The sequence below is a fragment of the Sulfitobacter sp. 1A12779 genome (assembly GCF_043557315.1).
In the GTDB taxonomy this organism is placed as follows: Bacteria; Pseudomonadota; Alphaproteobacteria; order Rhodobacterales; family Rhodobacteraceae; genus Sulfitobacter; species Sulfitobacter faviae.
Genome location: NZ_JBIFFU010000029.1, coordinates 1 through 15,872 on the forward strand (window position 1 = coordinate 1; position 15,872 = coordinate 15,872).

At 54.1% G+C, this 15,872-nt stretch carries 10 protein-coding genes; 2 read left to right on the top strand and 8 right to left on the bottom strand.

All coding sequences use genetic code 11. The features are described 5' to 3' along the window. Positions 1 to 310: 310 nt before the first annotated feature. From ACGYLQ_RS18620 to ACGYLQ_RS18630, 3 genes are all read right to left on the bottom strand, one after another. Positions 311 to 1,873 carry a class I SAM-dependent methyltransferase gene (locus ACGYLQ_RS18620; protein ID WP_394444262.1) on the bottom strand — a complete coding sequence of 521 codons (1,563 nt, stop codon included), beginning with the start codon at positions 1,871 to 1,873 and terminating at the stop codon, positions 311 to 313. A gap of 229 nt (positions 1,874 to 2,102) precedes the next feature. Beyond that, positions 2,103 to 2,312, bottom strand: coding sequence for a hypothetical protein (locus tag ACGYLQ_RS18625; RefSeq protein ID WP_394444263.1), 210 nt, complete (start codon positions 2,310 to 2,312; stop codon positions 2,103 to 2,105). An 87-nt stretch (positions 2,313 to 2,399) separates the two neighbouring features. Further along, positions 2,400 to 5,114 carry a DUF4214 domain-containing protein gene (locus ACGYLQ_RS18630; protein ID WP_394444265.1) on the bottom strand — a complete coding sequence of 905 codons (2,715 nt, stop codon included), beginning with the start codon at positions 5,112 to 5,114 and terminating at the stop codon, positions 2,400 to 2,402. A 312-nt stretch (positions 5,115 to 5,426) separates the two neighbouring features. Here ACGYLQ_RS18630 and ACGYLQ_RS18635 point away from each other — a divergent pair, with 312 nt between their 5' ends. Continuing rightward, a complete protein-coding gene (locus ACGYLQ_RS18635; protein ID WP_394444266.1) occupies positions 5,427 to 5,735 on the top strand; it encodes a helix-turn-helix domain-containing protein in 309 nt (102 codons plus the stop codon). Positions 5,736 to 5,755: 20 nt separating this feature from the next. Here the strand turns inward: ACGYLQ_RS18635 and ACGYLQ_RS18640 are convergent, their stop codons facing one another. The 5 genes from ACGYLQ_RS18640 to ACGYLQ_RS18660 form a co-directional block, all read right to left on the bottom strand. Further along, positions 5,756 to 7,054, bottom strand: coding sequence for a glycosyltransferase family 1 protein (locus tag ACGYLQ_RS18640; protein WP_394444268.1), 1,299 nt, complete (start codon positions 7,052 to 7,054; stop codon positions 5,756 to 5,758). Next, positions 7,054 to 9,438 carry a glycosyltransferase gene (locus ACGYLQ_RS18645; protein ID WP_394444270.1) on the bottom strand — a complete coding sequence of 795 codons (2,385 nt, stop codon included), beginning with the start codon at positions 9,436 to 9,438 and terminating at the stop codon, positions 7,054 to 7,056. Before ACGYLQ_RS18645 ends, ACGYLQ_RS18640 begins: the two co-directional genes overlap by 1 nt. Before the next feature lies 1 nt (position 9,439). Beyond that, positions 9,440 to 10,444: a class I SAM-dependent methyltransferase gene (locus ACGYLQ_RS18650; protein ID WP_394444272.1), complete on the bottom strand. Its 1,005-nt coding sequence runs from the start codon at positions 10,442 to 10,444 to the stop codon at positions 9,440 to 9,442. Between the two features lie 54 nt (positions 10,445 to 10,498). Beyond that, positions 10,499 to 11,827 (bottom strand): HlyD family type I secretion periplasmic adaptor subunit, encoded by a 1,329-nt coding sequence (locus ACGYLQ_RS18655; RefSeq protein WP_394403668.1) that lies wholly within the window; start codon positions 11,825 to 11,827, stop codon positions 10,499 to 10,501. A 110-nt stretch (positions 11,828 to 11,937) separates the two neighbouring features. After that, on the bottom strand, positions 11,938 to 13,665 hold the full coding sequence (locus tag ACGYLQ_RS18660; RefSeq protein ID WP_394444274.1) for a type I secretion system permease/ATPase: 1,728 nt from the start codon (positions 13,663 to 13,665) through the stop codon (positions 11,938 to 11,940). A gap of 474 nt (positions 13,666 to 14,139) precedes the next feature. On the opposite strand from ACGYLQ_RS18660, the gene ACGYLQ_RS18665 reads away from it, so the two are divergent. Further along, positions 14,140 to 15,816: a hypothetical protein gene (locus ACGYLQ_RS18665; protein WP_394444276.1), complete on the top strand. Its 1,677-nt coding sequence runs from the start codon at positions 14,140 to 14,142 to the stop codon at positions 15,814 to 15,816. Positions 15,817 to 15,872: the final 56 nt, after the last annotated feature.

Here is a 15,872-nt window from a genome sequence, read left to right on the forward strand (position 1 = left end):
TCCTACGGCGCCTCATGAAGGGCGCGGACGCCACCAAAAGCGCTACCAGAAGTTACACCTCTCCCTGGGACAGGACCCTCGATTATGATTGACACAGGGGCGTGCAGCTTCCAGTGCACCCCCGGCCTTTCCAGGCGGTGTATAAGAGCATCAAGAGTATCGATTTCTCTTCATATGGAAGTGAAACCGAGCAGGCATGACGCGTATAGAAAGCCGCCATGGCCTTAATGCTATGCATTAAGATCGTAATTTAAGCTTTTGTTATTTATAAATTTATCATCTGAGCATTTGTGCAGGGTTATAGTTTAGCTCAATCTTCGTGGGGCACCTCTAGCGCCCCTTTCTCGGACACCACCCCCAAGCGGCTCAAGATGGGAAGACGATTGTTTTGAAAGTGCTCAAATTGCTTTTTGAGTTCTTCCAAGTTCGCCTCTGCTGATTGCAGCACCTCCCCATTTTTCCGAAGCAATTGGCCCTGCGCTTGGAGCACTTGCCATAGATGTGCGACGGGGTCGCCGAGTTTATGCGATAGGCAGTGGATAAAAACCTGCTCAAAGCGAGAAACTGCAACGCCTGTACCCAAAACAGGTGAGGCCAGGTAACCCACCCTATCATCTAAAGCAGCGTCTCGGCATAGTTTGGCATTCAGACGTTGCGCCCCGGACCTGGCTGCATCAATCGCATCCGGAGAGCTTATGGGGGCAATTACCTCCAAGTCCGCCAACACCCGCACAGCTTGTTCAAGCTGAGCCAGATTAAGAGTTCTGCACGCGGGATCAGTCAGGATACCCTTAAGTGATCTGATGTAGCCTTTCTGTTCAGAAAACGTCCCCAGGATCCGAGCATATAGGTCCTGATCCAAGTTCGCCGTTCCACGCGCGCCCTTTATTGTTTTGGGCAGGTCTTTGGTCTGTTTCCGGAGGATGAACTCTTGCTGCAAGAGTAGTCTTTGCCTGCCCACTTCGGTGTGGGTTCTGAGCCCTTTAACGAATATATCGCGGCGAAACCGCTGCGCGACGCAGATATCTCGCAGATCACCCGCCGCAGCTTTGTCAGAAGCATTGTCTATAAGCGTTTTGGCCTTTGGCGTAAGATGAATGCTTGGCAGCCCATCCAACAGGGTGCTGGAGCCTAAGTAGTCAAGCTTAGCAGGGGCCAGCTCCTTGCAGACATCTGAGAAGCGCATTGGGTTCCAAGTTTCGTTGAAGAACTCATGCGCAAGGTAGATCGGATCCTTCTTCTTCATGTCGTTGAGTTGCGCTTTGGCGAGCGGGTTTTGCACAAAGAACTTGGCGTCCGAATCCAAGACATCTTCGGCAAAAGCGATTGCTGCCTTCACGCGCTCTACGACTGTCCCCTTCACATGGGCGCGGTAATGTTGCGCGAGCAGATCACGGAGAGGACCAATACCTTCCCAGCCTGCTTTTACATTGTAGCTGACATAGAAGAGCCCACCGGGTTTGAGGTGATCACAGGCAATCTGCACAACGGCTTCGCGCGCCTTTTGCGGCACCCAGGACCAAATCCCGTGCAGAACGATCATGTCAAAATGGGGCAGGGCGTGACGGTGCAGAAGCTCTTCGAAAGACGCATCGAACAGGTTCAGGTTTCCTGCTCCAAATGCTGCATACTCTTGAGCTGTCGCTGTCTGTGTGGGGCTAAAATCTGCGCCCCAGAACGCCCCTAGGTTGCTCGCAGCATGCATATTCAAGGAAAGACCTTGCCCAAAACCAAGCTCCAAGTAGGTGGGTACTTCGGGGACGGTGTGTTTGCCGCCCTCTAACAAGGCGGCAAGCTTTAGACTGTTTGGCGACAGGAAAGGAAAGTGGCTAAACGTATAGTCTACCTCAGATACGTACCCTGAATTCCACATATGCATTTCCTATATACCGCCAAAAATTTGTAGGGGGCATAGGCGCAGATGGCCAGAAGCTTCTGTCAAAGCTGAGGCTTAAGGAGCGTTCTTAAACTGGATGAGAAATTGGGGTATCACTCGCGAAGTTTGGTTTTGAGCCAAATACCTGCTGATCTTTCGATCAGCAGGGCAAATTATCGCGACCTGAGCTGTATATCAGCGCCACTGGCTGGAAGCTCAGCGGAAGTTATTGTTGGGGTTCGACTTTAGCCAGTTCTGCTTGCAATGCGCGGGCATAGGCATTGCGCGCGGTTTGCGCAATCGCTTTGCGTTGTTCAAGGCGCTGTAGCTCCATATCGACAACTCGAAGGTTTCCGAGCTGTGCTTTGGCCTCATCAGACAGCGCATCCACCACGTAGTCTTTACCATCAATCGAAATTGTTTGGCCGTCAGCCATTTCATACTCCTAGAAAATTTGGGGGAGGTTTAGATGTGGAAAAACCGGCCCCGAGGGGCCGGTTTTAAAAATCGCTCAGCGCCTAGATTAGACGATGAAGAACTGGTCGGTGCCGGTTTCGACGAGGTTGGTCACATCGGTGACGCCTGTCAGTTTCACCATTGTGTCCTCGGAGAGAGCATCGGCGGTCTCACCGGTGGTGCCACCTTGAACGAAGACATAGGAGTCACCAATGTACTCGAACAGGACAGCTTCACCTGCTGTTTCAGCAAAGGCGTCGGCGATCAAAGCTGCGGCGTCCAGCGACTGAGGGCCTGTGCCATCAAAGGTCAGAACACCGTTCTCCAGCGTTGCGCCAGTGGCGTCGCCGTTTGCATTTGCCACGACAGCATCGAAGTCCCGCAGATCGATCAGGTCAGAGTCTGCAATTGCAGCTGCTTGAGCTGTCTCGTTTGTGCCGACTGCTGCTGCATCCGCTTTCTCAAACCCAACGATGCTTTCTGCATTCGCACCATCTGCATCAGCTGCGGAGCTTGCGTCTACAAGGATTGTGTCTTTGCCGGAGCCCAGCGAGACAGAACCACTATTGGCAAGGTCTTCCATGTCGAAGATCAAACCACCGGTGCTGGCGGAAGCATCAACCGAAGTCACTTCGGCGCCTGCTTCAAGGTTCACGTCTAGGTTAAGAAGCTGGTCACCTGTGACAGTGACGGAGGTGAGGTCATCTGCTTCAACGATAAGGTTGTTCACTGCGACATCGCCGCCCGAGTTCACCGAGAGGCTTGTTGCTTTGCCGAGGCCCAACTCGAGCTCAGCGACGTTATCGCCGGCGACAATCTCCTCACCGTCCTCCAGGGCAGTTGGTTCACCAACAAAGCTGCTGTCGAAGACCGCCTCAACCGACGTTGCGTTCGTGGCGTTAACGTTCCCCGAAACTGCCGGAGACATGGCATTCTCAGCATCTTCATCGATGTCGAGCGTAACGGTCAAAGAACCAGCTGCTTTCTGGCCGATCGACAATGCATTGTCGTCCATATCACCGGTGACACGAACACCTACGCCTGCCGCAACATTTGTCAGAGCCGCACCGGCGTTTACCGAGCCGGAAGCAACGAACTCAGTGACGGTGTTGTTCAACGCCAGGATGTCGGTGTCGAGAGTTGTATCAAGACCAATAGCATCGAAGATTTCGAAGTTTGTGAAGGCGCCGATGTTTGCCGAGCCGATATCTTTCACCTGAACAGTGTCGATACCTGCACCACCGTCGATAACGTCGCCTTTGGAAACAACGCCATTCTCCCCCACCAGGAACGCATCATCACCTTCGCCTAGGGCAACGGTCAGCTTGCCAGAACCGTCAGATTCCAGAGTTACTGTGTCGTTACCTGCACCTGCGTCAACAGATGTGGTGCCTGTACCATTGGTATCAATGGCGATGGCGTCGTTGCCTGCACCAGTTTCCAGCATTGCAGACACTGTCGCGCCGGCTGTGTTGGAAGTCGCGGTATTGATAGTGACATCATCAGCGCCCATGCCGGTTTTGATGGCGGCGACTGCTTCGTCTGCATCGTAGGAGATATCGCCAGCGCCTGCCGATGCATCAACCGACGTGACGCCTTCGCTCACCTCCAGAGTCGCGTCCACGGCAGAAGACACGGACACGGCCTGCACATCTTTGCCTGCAGCCACGTTCAGCTCAATGGCTTCGTCGTCCTCAACTGTACCAGACACGGTAACAGAGTTCAGCGCGTTGCCTTCGACTTCGAAGGTGCTGGCTTCAGCATTGTCCAGAGCGATTGCAACAGATGCAACGCCTGCAGCAGCTGCAACACCAAAGGTACCAGTGGCGGTGTCACGGAAACCAGCAGTGGTCGAAGCCGCGAGGCCTTCGATGTCGTTCGCATTTTCAACTTGCCAGATTTGAGTGGCGCCCTCAAAGTCAGACGCATCTACATCACCAAAGCCACCTTCTTGTGCGTTGTTGATGTTGACGATCTCAACATTTGTTACCGAAGCACCTGTCGGGAAGCCACCATTGAAGGTGTCATCATCGTCATTTGTGCTAGTGAAGATATTCAGCGTATCTGTACCGGCGCCACCGTCGATGTCATCGAAGGCGGAGAATGTAGTTGCGTCGCCTGCAGCATTCACGGGCAGAGCGTTGATTGTGTCATTGCCGGCAGTGCCTGCGACAACATCAGCGCCTGTGGTCAGGGTGAATGTGTTGCCGGGGTTGGTCGCACCTTCCAGGAACGCGTCTGTTTCTGCTTTGGCGGCATCAACAGTTGCATCGTCGCTGGTCACACCGTCGATGACGTCGATGGCAGCGGATTTGGCGGCATCGTCGAATACGAAACCAGTTGTGTTTGCAGCGTCTGCAGCAAAGTCACGGCCGACTTCGATTTTGTTTTCGAGGGTGCTGGCGTCGAAGGTGGGCGGGGTTGCATCGGGTGCATCCACGGCGCCGTTGATGATCGCTTCGATCATGTCAGCCACGGAAACCGAACCTTCGTTCAGCACGTCGGTCCAGAACTGCAGACCTTCGGCGTCGGGCGCGCGGTTGAACAGGTTCTGGTAGACATTGGTGATGAAGGTCGAAGGCGACGCAACATCAGGTGTTGTCAGGTAGGGGTACAGCGCAGTTGCTTCAGGGGAAGCTGCGAAGTCTGCGGCGATTGTATTGAATTCGCGGCCGCCGTCGATCTGGTCGATCCAGAACTGGAGACCTGCCGGATCGGGCGCGCGGTTGAAATAACCTGCGTACAGGGCGACGATTGCGTCGACTTGTGCTGTTGTTGCCATGTTTTTTGCTTTCCTGCTTAATAAGCTTGCACGATGATCTTCTCTAGCGATCGCGAGGCAAATGCCATCCGAGGGTGACGGCATCGCCAGAACGCGGAGTGATCGCTATGATGGGGGTAGCAAATCGCTGGCCACCGAGCAAGCTTTATGTCCAGTAAAAAGTATACCACTACTCTTCATATAGTGTTATAAGGGGTTCAGAAGCGCATATCGCTAAGCATAATATCGGCAGTCCTGTCCTCTAGCTGCATATAAGTTTGAGTAAGCCTTGGATGGCTTGGGCTGCATTTCGAATCTTGGAAGCACCATAGTATGGCAAATCAAAAAACCACGTCTGCGGCCTCTCGAAGCAATGAGCCGCGTGCCGAGTTGGGCAACTGGTTGAGAGCCTTGCGCGAAGCACAAGGGCTTTCGCAACGCCAACTCGCAGAGGCGCTCGACCTCGATTACTATACATTCATCTCCCAGTTGGAGACCGGGCGCGGTAAAATTCCAAGCGCGCGCTATCGCGATTGGGCCGCGGTTCTAGAACAGGACCCGAAGTTCTTCATGAAAACGCTTCTGAGCTATTATGAACCAGAAGCTTTCGCGATGCTTTTTGACGAGAGTAACGAAAACTAAGCTTAGCGCCTTTGCGGTGTTCAGAGCGCCTCTAAGCGCTTTTGCAGCTCTGGATGCATCTTTCTCTTGCGCAATTGCTCTTGCCGAAGCTGCACTGCTAAATCCTGACTTGCGGTTAAGGCGATGTCATCGGCAAACCTGACCAGCTCTTTTGCGTAGATGTTTGGCGCATGGTTGTCCTCAAAATAAGCCCGTCCAGCCAAGCCTAATGTTTTGCCCGCATCACGTTCTGCACCAAGCTTTTTAAAAAGCGCCTGTAGCTGGGCGACTTCTTTGTCTTGGTCGATGAAGTAAACGACATTCTCCGGCAGGCTGGCATACCATCCCTCCCGCGTTACTGCAGCAGGGGCACCTGCATTCCAAATGCGGAGTTGGCTGCCAGAAGCTTCGCCCATACTGGGGTGACGAAGATTTAAGACCAGATGGGCTTGGCGCAGCGCATCATCCAAAACGGGCTCGGCCACGAAGCCGTGAAGAAAAACCCGCTGGCTCAACCCCAACTGCGAGATCTTATTGTAGATAAGATCAGGGTTCCAAAGCTTACCCATCACATCGAAGCGATAGTCAAAGTCTGGTGGCATCTGCGCCAGGGCCTCGAGGACTTGCTCTAACCGTCTATTGGGGCCGATCCATCCAAATTGCAGAAGTCTTAATGGGCCGGTGGAGATGACTTTCCTGTAAGGTTCGCGGCCGATCGGGAAAGGCAAGGGTAAGACTTTGGAGGCAAGGCGTGGGCGCTTTTGTTGCACTGCCTCATGCGCAAACTGGGTATGGGTGAGTACCGCTAGCGCGTTTTCGAGAACCAGTTCAAAACCAGGCGTCGCACCCGATATGTTGGAGGCCTGCTCCCTACCATCGAGACAGGCGCGAGCCTGCTCAAGACCGGCAGCGCCATACCACTTTTCCATTCCCGCAAAATAAGTTCCAGCGTCCCATTCACTGGCCCTGATTGCCTCCACCATAAGCTCTTGAATCGCAAGATCATGAAGCACCACCACAGTGGGCATGCGCTGCGCCAATCTTAAGAAGCCTGCATGATAAACCCAAGAGTTCCCGATGTGGAGGAACAGCACTTCAGCCCCATCCCCGGTTCGGGCGGCCGTAAAGTCTCGCGGACACACTGTATCTGGATCAAAAGATTTGACGGTACAGTATTTCTCAAGTGAAAGGTCCCATTCCCTTTCGTCGGTCCAAAGGATGACCTCAGCCTTAGCGCTTAGCTCAGGCAAGATGCGTGAGGTATAGTGGGCAATATCGGTTTCAGCCGGTGGCAGGGGGCTGATCCAATGAATGGTGGGGCGCGGCGTCTGAGCGGTCATCACAAAGCCTGTTGGGCCAAAGCAAGGAAGGTGTCTTCAGAGCAGGGCAGCTCAAGCATATTGGCCCGACCTGTGCCTGTGAACGCCCCCACGCCAGTTTGGAAGAGTTGCAAACGCAATATGCCTTTGGCAGAAATCATCTCCTCGGGGCTGCGGCGGAAACTAAAGGTTGTCTTGCCTTCAGGAGCGACAGCCTCATTAAGGGGGAGAATGACATTTGTGTGGACCAAGTAGCCGTTCTCATTGATCCATTCGGCCAGAAGCGCCGTCGATTGAGCACCCGAGGATGGCCACCAGCCTGAGGAAGTGTTATGCGCTGTAATTTGCGTGAGGCCTGTATCGGCTTCTTGCTTTGAAAGGGTGAGCTCCCCCGAAAGCCGGGCTGGGTCGCCATGATAGAGCCCTGGTGGCGGTGCAGTGGGCGGACCTGCTTTGCGCCCAACAAAAACAATATTCTCTCCGCGCAAGTTCAAGTCATCCTCACGGGCAATCATAAGTGCCGCAGTCGCAGGATCGACGTGATCTTCGTAAACGTCGGCTGTTCCCAAATAGTGGGTTTCAAAGCCTGCGCCATGGGCGAGAGCCTCGACTTCTCTCGGTGTATATTCGCGGTTATGGCGGCCATAAACGCCCCCCGTGGGGACAAACAGGCCAAAAGAATAGGGCGATTGCCCGTTAAGCATCTTCTGGACGCCGCGATGACTTCCAACGTTTGGCGTCGTCAAAATGATATGCCCCCCGGGCCGCAACACGCGTGCGGCCTGAGACAAGAAAAAATGCGGGTCTAAAGCGAGGTGCTCGAAAATTTCCATTCCCAACACCATGTCGAACTCAGCATCGCCGTAAGGCATAGCATCGCGTTCAATGTTGGCAGGGCGCAGTTCAATGTCAAAATCAGGATAGGCACCGCTGAGGCTTTTGACGGACTGTGCGTAAGGGTGGGGGCCTTCCCAAATACCACTTAGCTTCGCATCAGGCAGGGCGTTGACGACCATGGCTTCGAAGGCCAGTGGGGGGAATACCCCAACGTCCAAAATGTCGCGCGGGGCCGCCTCGATCACATGATGCAATGTGGTCAGATAACGCGTCCAATGCGTGCCCAAGTATTGCGCCAACCCAGGCTCTACCGGAGCAGGGCCGCTTCCGTCTTTCGCAGGCATGGTGTCAAAGTCATAGGCGTTCAAAACCTCTGTGATCGATGCAAAAGGTAAGCTGGGAGCGGCAGGGGGCGCGACAGCGGCCTGTACTCGCGCGACCGCTTCTTCGGCTGGCGTGGCCGCAGCTTTCGCCTCAAGGGCCGCGATCTGTGCAGGGCCTGGCGCGGGTTGAGCGGTTTGCCCAGTTAGGGTTTCGACGACATGCTCCCAAGAAATATTCATCTTTTGGTAACGTGCGCGGCCAGCTTCACCCAAAGTCTCGGCCAAAGCGGCATCTTCGTAAAGGCTGCTGAACGCTTGAGCCAATGCTTCCGCGTCGGGTGCTGCAATCAACCCTTCTTGCTTTTGAGAGATGAACTCCAAAGGGCCACCTGCGTCAGTGGTGGTAATAACGGGCTTACCTGACAGCATTGCTTCCAGCGTGATGTACCCCAAATCTTCGTCTTGGGGTGTGAACACGACAGCTCGGGCTTGAGCATAGTAGCGGACCATTGTGGCGTCATCGATACCGCCGAGCCATTCTACGCGCCCCGATACGCCTAAAGCGGTGGCCAAACTGCGCAACTCATCCAAATAGGCAGGGTTCTCGGCGACACCTGCAATAACCAAACGCAGGGGCGTTGGCGCCTTGGCAAGCGCGCGTAGCATCAGATCGACTCGTTTGGATGGGTTCAGCCGCCCCGGCGCAAACAGATAGTCGCCAAAGTTTCCTTGGGTAAGCAGTTCTGCGTTCGGTGGCGGATGGTACAAAGGCGTAGATGACAGCCCGAGGTATTTCTTGAGCCGGCCGGCCACGTTCTGAGAATTTGCGTATATTGGCTTTGTACTGCGCGCAAAAGCATCGCGATCCTCCGCGCGTATCATATCGCGCGCCATCATTCCTTTGGGGGTGTCCAACAGATCCGAAGTGCCCGCATCCCACATGTCATAGGCTTGCCGGTGCTGATGGATCAGCCAAAAAACGGGATTTGGGTGGCGCGCCAGATAGGCCGGAAACTTAAGCCCGATCATCAGATCAATGGGCACACCTTCCGATTCTGAAAGATCCGTAAGCCGCGCCGCGAGAATACTGTCGGTCAAAGTCTCAACAGGGTACCACTTGAAGGGCAGGGCGATCTCACAGGCTTCATGACCATATGCGCGCAAAGCAGAAACCAGACCTGCGGCATGACGCTCCGCGCCGCCAGTCACAAAGGGGACTTGCGTCCGAACCACACCAACCCGCATCTCAAGCCTCCTGAAGAGGTTTGTGGCCAAGAATGGCGAGGTCTTGTGCGCCGAACATCAGGTTCGCAAGTTCTGGATCAAACCCTGGCTTGGCCATGAACTCAGCGAGTTTTTCATGAGGGTGCAGATGACGTGTCTCAATAGGGTGAAACCCCACTGTTTCGAACAAGACGGTCAGTACCGGATCGGTCATCGGATGAAGGTGGGTGGGGTCATTATGAAAGGAGGTCGCCCCCACCAACACATTACGTACATTCGGCGTTTCAAAGAGCAAAACCCCGCCCGGGGCCAATACGCGCATGGCCTCTCGTGTGATCCATAGAACCTCTTCAAAAGGAAGATGCTCGATGAGATGATGAGCTGTGATGCAGGCCATGGAGTTGTCCTCGGCGTCCGTGAGGGCGCTGCGCGCATCCCCCTGCCGAGCGTCCAGCCCTTTCTCTTGCACATCAGCGATCTGCACTGGATTTGTATCAATACCGAGCGCTGTAATGCCTGTGTCGTTTAAAAGGCTAAGCCATTCGCCTCTGCCACAACCAATGTCCATCACAGGTTTGCCGCCTGTTCGAATGACCGCGCTCTCTACGTCGGGAAGGTAGATACGCAGCCTGTTGCGGATATCGGATGTTGTGCCGCGATATTTGTTCTCGAGCCTGTGGTAGAAACTATCCATCACCGCTCCAATGCCGCTTTCATCCTTATCGGACGGATCAGCGGGCGTAGAAATCGGCTGCTCCCCCGCGGGGGTGCGTAGGATCTGATCCAAACGCCGGGAGAGCTCAGTAAAGTTGCGTGCAAGCTCTGCGTTGCGGGCCATCAAAGCTTGTGTTTCGCCTTGAACCATTTGTTTAACACCGTTGCGCAACTGGCGCTCACGCGTTTCCCAACCGGCAAAGCGGTCTTCAATGGTCTGCATGTTGCGATATGTTTCCTTGGCCATACGCTCTGTACGACCAAGCTTGAAGATTGCAGCTATATAGTTGCCAACACGTTTGAGCTTGCTCACATCGCCCCCCATTAGATTTTTTGCCTTTCTAAGAGCAAAGCTCGCTATGCCAGCTTACTCTTCGCGCAAGCTCTTAAAGATCGCCTCCGACAGCGGATCCAGCATATACTGCAATACACTACGCTCGCCTGTTAGAATAACCACGTCAGCTGGCATGCCGGCGGTCAGACCGTCCCGGATCTCATCTGTAAGATTCTCATCCGGCACTTTAATGCGTGCCAAATAATAGGGTGCCTCATTGGGATCTTTTGTGGTCACAACATCCGTAGAAATGGAGAGCACTTCGCCGAGGACCAACTTGGCCAGACGGGATTTGAATGCTGAAAAGCGCACTTCGGTTTCAAGGCCGGGACGCACGTTGTCTACGTCTACAGGTGCGACCTTCGCATCAATGAGAAGCGTCTCATCACTGGGAACAATCTCCATAAGGATCTCACCAGAGCGGATCACGGAGCCTCGGGTGGTAACGGCCAGGCTTTGAACTTTACCTGTGGTCGGCGCTGAGATCGTGGTACGCCGCATCCTATCCTCCGCCACGGTGAGTTTTTCGTTTATCTCGGAAAGCTCTGAGCGCGCGGTCTTAAGCTCACTATTGGCGCGCTCGCTATACTCTTGTTTCAGCTTAAGAATATTGAGGCGCGCCTCGCCTGCGGCTGCTTTGACTTGAGCGATTTCAGACATAGCAGTGCCAATGCTGGCTTCAATCTGGATCACTTCATCTTCCATGTTTGAAAGACGATTGCTTTCAACCACACCGCGCTCTTCCCCCGTACGCATGCGCTCGAAAAGCTCACTGCGAAGTGCATGACGCCTCTTCAAGGCTTCGAGCTGAACTTCATATCCTTCTGCTTGTCCGTTCAGTTGCTCTGCGCGAAAGTTCAGGATCTCAGCTTGGGACAGGTAGATAGAGCGCCGGTCTTCGAAAATATTACGCTGCGCTTCCACGGCGCTTTTAACCTGAGGGTCTTCCGTGTTCAGAAGCTCTTCGGGAAAAGAAATCTCTTCAGCAAAGGTTTGCTCTGCGGTTAATCTGGCGATCAAGGCCTCTGACGTCGCCCGGCGCTGCTCAAGAACTGCGATTTCAGAATTGACCTGAATATTGTCCAAGACAAGCAGTGGATCGCCTTGCTCTACAAGGTCAGCTTCACGAACCATAATCTCTTGGACAATGCCGCCTTCAAGGTGCTGCACAACCTTGCGATCACTCTCAAGTGCGACCACCCCAGGAGCTACAACCGCGCTCGCAATGATGGCAAAATAGGCCCAGATGCCCATTACGCCGAAGGTAATGAGCAGGAGGATGTAGCCTGCCCAAGAATACTTCCGCGGGTTTGCCATCTTTGTAAGTTGGCTTGCAACCAACGTTGATTCTGCTGATGCCACGACTGGGTCCTAAATGCTTTAGAGGCTTACTGTATGGATGCCGGTGCTTTGCCACTTTCAGAGAGAGCGGGCCAGCGCTTGCGGCGCATTCGGTGCGATCTCGCCAAAATTTACAACTTTGCGGTCGACAGCGAAACAGTTTGGGGGGCCTGCTGAGGTTTCTGTTGCTGCTGTTGCTGAGGTTGCAAGAGTTCTTTGGTGGCAACAAAGCGCTGCACCGCGCCATCCCTCAAGATCAGTGTATAGTCCGTCGCACTCAGAATATTGGCTTTATGCGTCACGAGAACGATAGACTTACCTTCGCTCTTGAGGTGGGCAAGGCATTTAGCCAGCGCTTCTTCACCTTCGCTGTCCAGATTGGAGTTGGGCTCATCCAACACAATCAAACATGGGTTCCCAAACAAGGCGCGCGCCAAGCCCACACGTTGGCGTTGACCGCCCGATAGCCGGCTTCCTCCGCTTCCGATTTGAGTGGCATAGCCATCGTTCAGCCCGGAAATCATCTCGTGGGCGCCGGCAAGCTTAGCGGCTGCGATGATCTCCTCGTCTGTGGCGCCTTCTGCAAAGCGAGAGATGTTTTCCGCCACTGACCCAGAGAACAATTTCACATCTTGAGGAAGGTAACCGATGGCTTGGCCCAGCTGATTGCGGTCCCAATGGGCAAGCTCTACTTTATCCAGCCGAATGGCACCGTTGATCGGGTCGCCGACGCCAACCAAATGACGTGCCAATGTCGACTTGCCCGAGCCGCTTGGCCCAATAAGAGCAAGTGTTTGGCCCGCAGGTAGATCGAAGCTTACAGAGCGCAAAATTGTATCGCGGGTGCCGGGCACCACAGTGGTAATGCCTTCGACTTGCAGATGTCCTTTGGGCTGAGGTTGTTGGAGCCGTGTGGGCTCTTCTGCAACAGCTTCAAAAAGCTTTTTGAGACGGGCATGTGATTGGCGTGCAGCCACGAACTCTTTCCATTGTCCGACGGCTTGTTCTACCGGGGCCAGGGCGCGGCCCATCACGATCGAGGCTGCAATCATGACCCCCGCAGAGACTTCGCCCCGCATGGCGAGATAAGCCCCCGTGCCAAGAATAGCGACTTGGAGCCCCATACGGACAAATTTTGAGCTCGACATCACGGCGCCCGCCCAGTCACTGGCCTGGGCCTGTGAGATCAGCATTCCGTTGCGTTTCACCTTCCAACGTTCAGCCAAAGCGTCTTGCATGCCCATAGCTCGAATAACTTCGGCATTTTGCATCGTGGCGCCCGCAAACTCAGAGGCTTGCTGACCTTCAACATTCGCTGACTGTAGCGCGTTTCGTGTAAGATACTCATTGAGCAGCGCCAGTGTGAAAATCACGAGGGTGCCGCCTGTGGCCACCCAACCAAGCCAAGGATGGAACGCGAAACACAAAGCCAAAAAAATGGGCGTCCAGGGGACGTCAAAGAAGGCCAGAACACCTTGCCCGGTGATGAAGCTGCGAACCTTGTCGGCATCCCCCAAAGCCGTACGGGCGCCACTGGTGGGATTAATCAGTTGGATGCGCGCCACACGATCAAACAAGGGCCGCGAGAGAATGCTGTCAAACTGCAGCCCGGCCCGCACCAGCATGCGTGAACGCACAAACTCCAAGACGCCATAGGTGATCAAAAGTGCCACAGCGATGGCCGTGATCATCAAAAGCGTCATTTCATTGCGGCTGGCCAGTACCCGATCATAGATCTGGAGCATGTAAAGCGGGCCCACAAACATGAGCAAGTTAACAAAAAAGCTAAATAGAATGGTCGCCCCAAAAATGGCGCGAAACTTCTTGTAGGCCTGCTGGAGCGGATTACTGGCACTCATGGGGTAAAAACATCTTTCGCTACCAAATATAGTCGTCTTGCTATAAACACTTTTTCGTCAAAGGTCACGTGCCGTATCAAGGGCAGATAGGCCTTTGGTTTATGGCCAGAAAGCATATTTTGAGCATAGTAGCGAGCCGGTACCCCAAAGGGGCGTCCTCAGACTTTGACGGTGCTGCCGCAGCACAAGCGGCCGGTCATATTTTGCAGGGCAATACGCTGCCTAGAGAAGGGGTGCCTTTGTGAAGCTCGACAGCGCGGGAGGTGCGGGGCTTTTAAAAGTCTGAGTCGGGCTCTTCATACCAATGGGGGAAACAATAGGCGCGCGGTTGCTTCGCCCTTCTTCGTAAACCAGCACCCTTTGCATCCACCCCAAAACCTTTGGGGAGGTGGGTGAGCCCGTGCTAAGTCCAGAGCGCCATAACATCTTGGCCTTTGCTTCAAGACTGATATGGTGGCGCAAAGGATTTACTTGATGTCTGATGTTATTCGTTTTCCACGGCTTGCTCGGTCGAGCGCTTTAACGGCTTCTGGGCTGACTGAGACAGATGACGCCTGCAGCCGCCTCGACATGGCAGAGCTTTATGGTTCGATGGATGCAGGGGATGGCGTTGATGACGGCCCTCAGACTTTTGAAGCAAACGTCTCCTTCCTTCAGCAATCCCATAGCCTTTGCACGCAACCAGTAGGTTGGACCAATCAAGAACTGGCGGATCTTTACCGGACGCAAAGAATACTCGCCCTCGCAGGCGTCACGACCCAAGTAGATCATGGCGTCACAGATGAAGGAGACCCTTGGTTTGTCTTTATGGACAGCCAAAACGAGGTTCTGGTGCATTTTAGCCGCTTTGACGGATGCTATTTGGTAACCAGCCAAATGCAGGAAACTCCGATTAAGGGAGACAGCCTGCACGATCTGGTGGCAGAGTTCTCGCGACGCGTGCAGCCAGTCGCACAGGCCGGGCAGAATGTTGTGCCGCTCACAAAAAGCAACCGAAATGTCGTATTCATACATCCCGCGGCGGCGCTCGCGGCTCTGGTGTGGTCTGTATATCTGATGTCGGATGAACTGATCGCGGCAACTCCCGCCACTACGGCAAGCATGCCAAAAGAAATGGGTGGTTCATCTCATGAAGATGCAGCTGGCAAAGAACCAGTAGGACATGATGGCGACCAGGAGGTGTTCTCGAGCGCTGTTCAGAAAGCGTCTGCGCCGCAAGATATCGTGAAGGCTACGTTCAGTTCATCGTCTAGCCGCGAAGGCTTGGCCTTAGGGCTTTCAGGGCATGGTGCGAAAGCCGCTGGGGTAAGCTTAAGCTTGGTGGCCCTGGCCGTTGGCTTGCCTTTACCGGCTGGAAGCATTCTGGATATTACGACCGATGACAGCTCTACTCAAAAGCTAAGCTTAGAAAGCCTTTCCGCCGCACTTGAGCACGTTAAGTCGAAAGAAGCCGCCCTTCTAATGGCATCTGAAACGATAAAGCTCCAGCAGCGTGACCTTGGTTTAGCCGAAGTGGAGAGCGAAGAAACTGCGCCGGAAGCGCCAAATATTGATTCCGAAGCCGAAGTCGCGCTCGTAACCAAAGGTCCTTCGAGCACCCGCATAAAAGAGACCGAAGAGCTCTCTTACGCTGAGCCCGCACAGCCGGTGGCCATGATGTCTAAACGACCGCCGAGCGATCAAGATGAAAACGCTGCGGAAGCTCCCAATGAGCAGCCGGTTCAAACTCCAGGCGCGATATCTTCCGATAGCAATGTGGAAGAGGTTAGCTTTCTACAGAGCTTTGACGCGGCCTTTGAGAGCTTTGAGATCACAAGCCTCGACAAGATTGATCACAGTGAGCTCGTCCAATTGCTGAACACGGAGGAGACAAAGTCGCCGTCTACCCCGGTAGGCTTGGCTGAAAAACTGCCTGGCTATGAAAGCTTCGACCTGGAAGCGCGCGAGTTTTTGGATTTCTTGCTCCATACCTACAGCAACATTAAAGTCGTCAACTTGAACACAGAAATCATCTTCATCCATATGGACGCGTTCGAAGGGGGCAGTAATGCTCCGGAAATCTACGCGAAAAGCTGGTCGTACGATGATGGTGGCGTTGTATCTACTATTGGATTGAAGAGCGACATGGCGCAGTTTGATCTGATTGCTTAAGAGCTTTTCGAGGGCGGGGCGGCAGGCCGCTTCACCGCTCCAACTGAAGCACGCCA

What these genes read in the sequence shown, in the direction of transcription:
- ACGYLQ_RS18620 (WP_394444262.1), bottom strand. Translation starts at nt 1,873, where the DNA reads ATGTGGAATTCAGGGTACGTATCTGAGGTAGACTATACGTTTAGCCAC.
- ACGYLQ_RS18625 (WP_394444263.1), bottom strand. Translation starts at nt 2,312, where the DNA reads ATGGCTGACGGCCAAACAATTTCGATTGATGGTAAAGACTACGTGGTG.
- ACGYLQ_RS18630 (WP_394444265.1), bottom strand. Translation starts at nt 5,114, where the DNA reads ATGGCAACAACAGCACAAGTCGACGCAATCGTCGCCCTGTACGCAGGT.
- ACGYLQ_RS18635 (WP_394444266.1), top strand. Translation starts at nt 5,427, where the DNA reads ATGGCAAATCAAAAAACCACGTCTGCGGCCTCTCGAAGCAATGAGCCG.
- ACGYLQ_RS18640 (WP_394444268.1), bottom strand. Translation starts at nt 7,054, where the DNA reads ATGACCGCTCAGACGCCGCGCCCCACCATTCATTGGATCAGCCCCCTG.
- ACGYLQ_RS18645 (WP_394444270.1), bottom strand. Translation starts at nt 9,438, where the DNA reads ATGCGGGTTGGTGTGGTTCGGACGCAAGTCCCCTTTGTGACTGGCGGC.
- ACGYLQ_RS18660 (WP_394444274.1), bottom strand. Translation starts at nt 13,665, where the DNA reads ATGAGTGCCAGTAATCCGCTCCAGCAGGCCTACAAGAAGTTTCGCGCC.
- ACGYLQ_RS18665 (WP_394444276.1), top strand. Translation starts at nt 14,140, where the DNA reads ATGTCTGATGTTATTCGTTTTCCACGGCTTGCTCGGTCGAGCGCTTTA.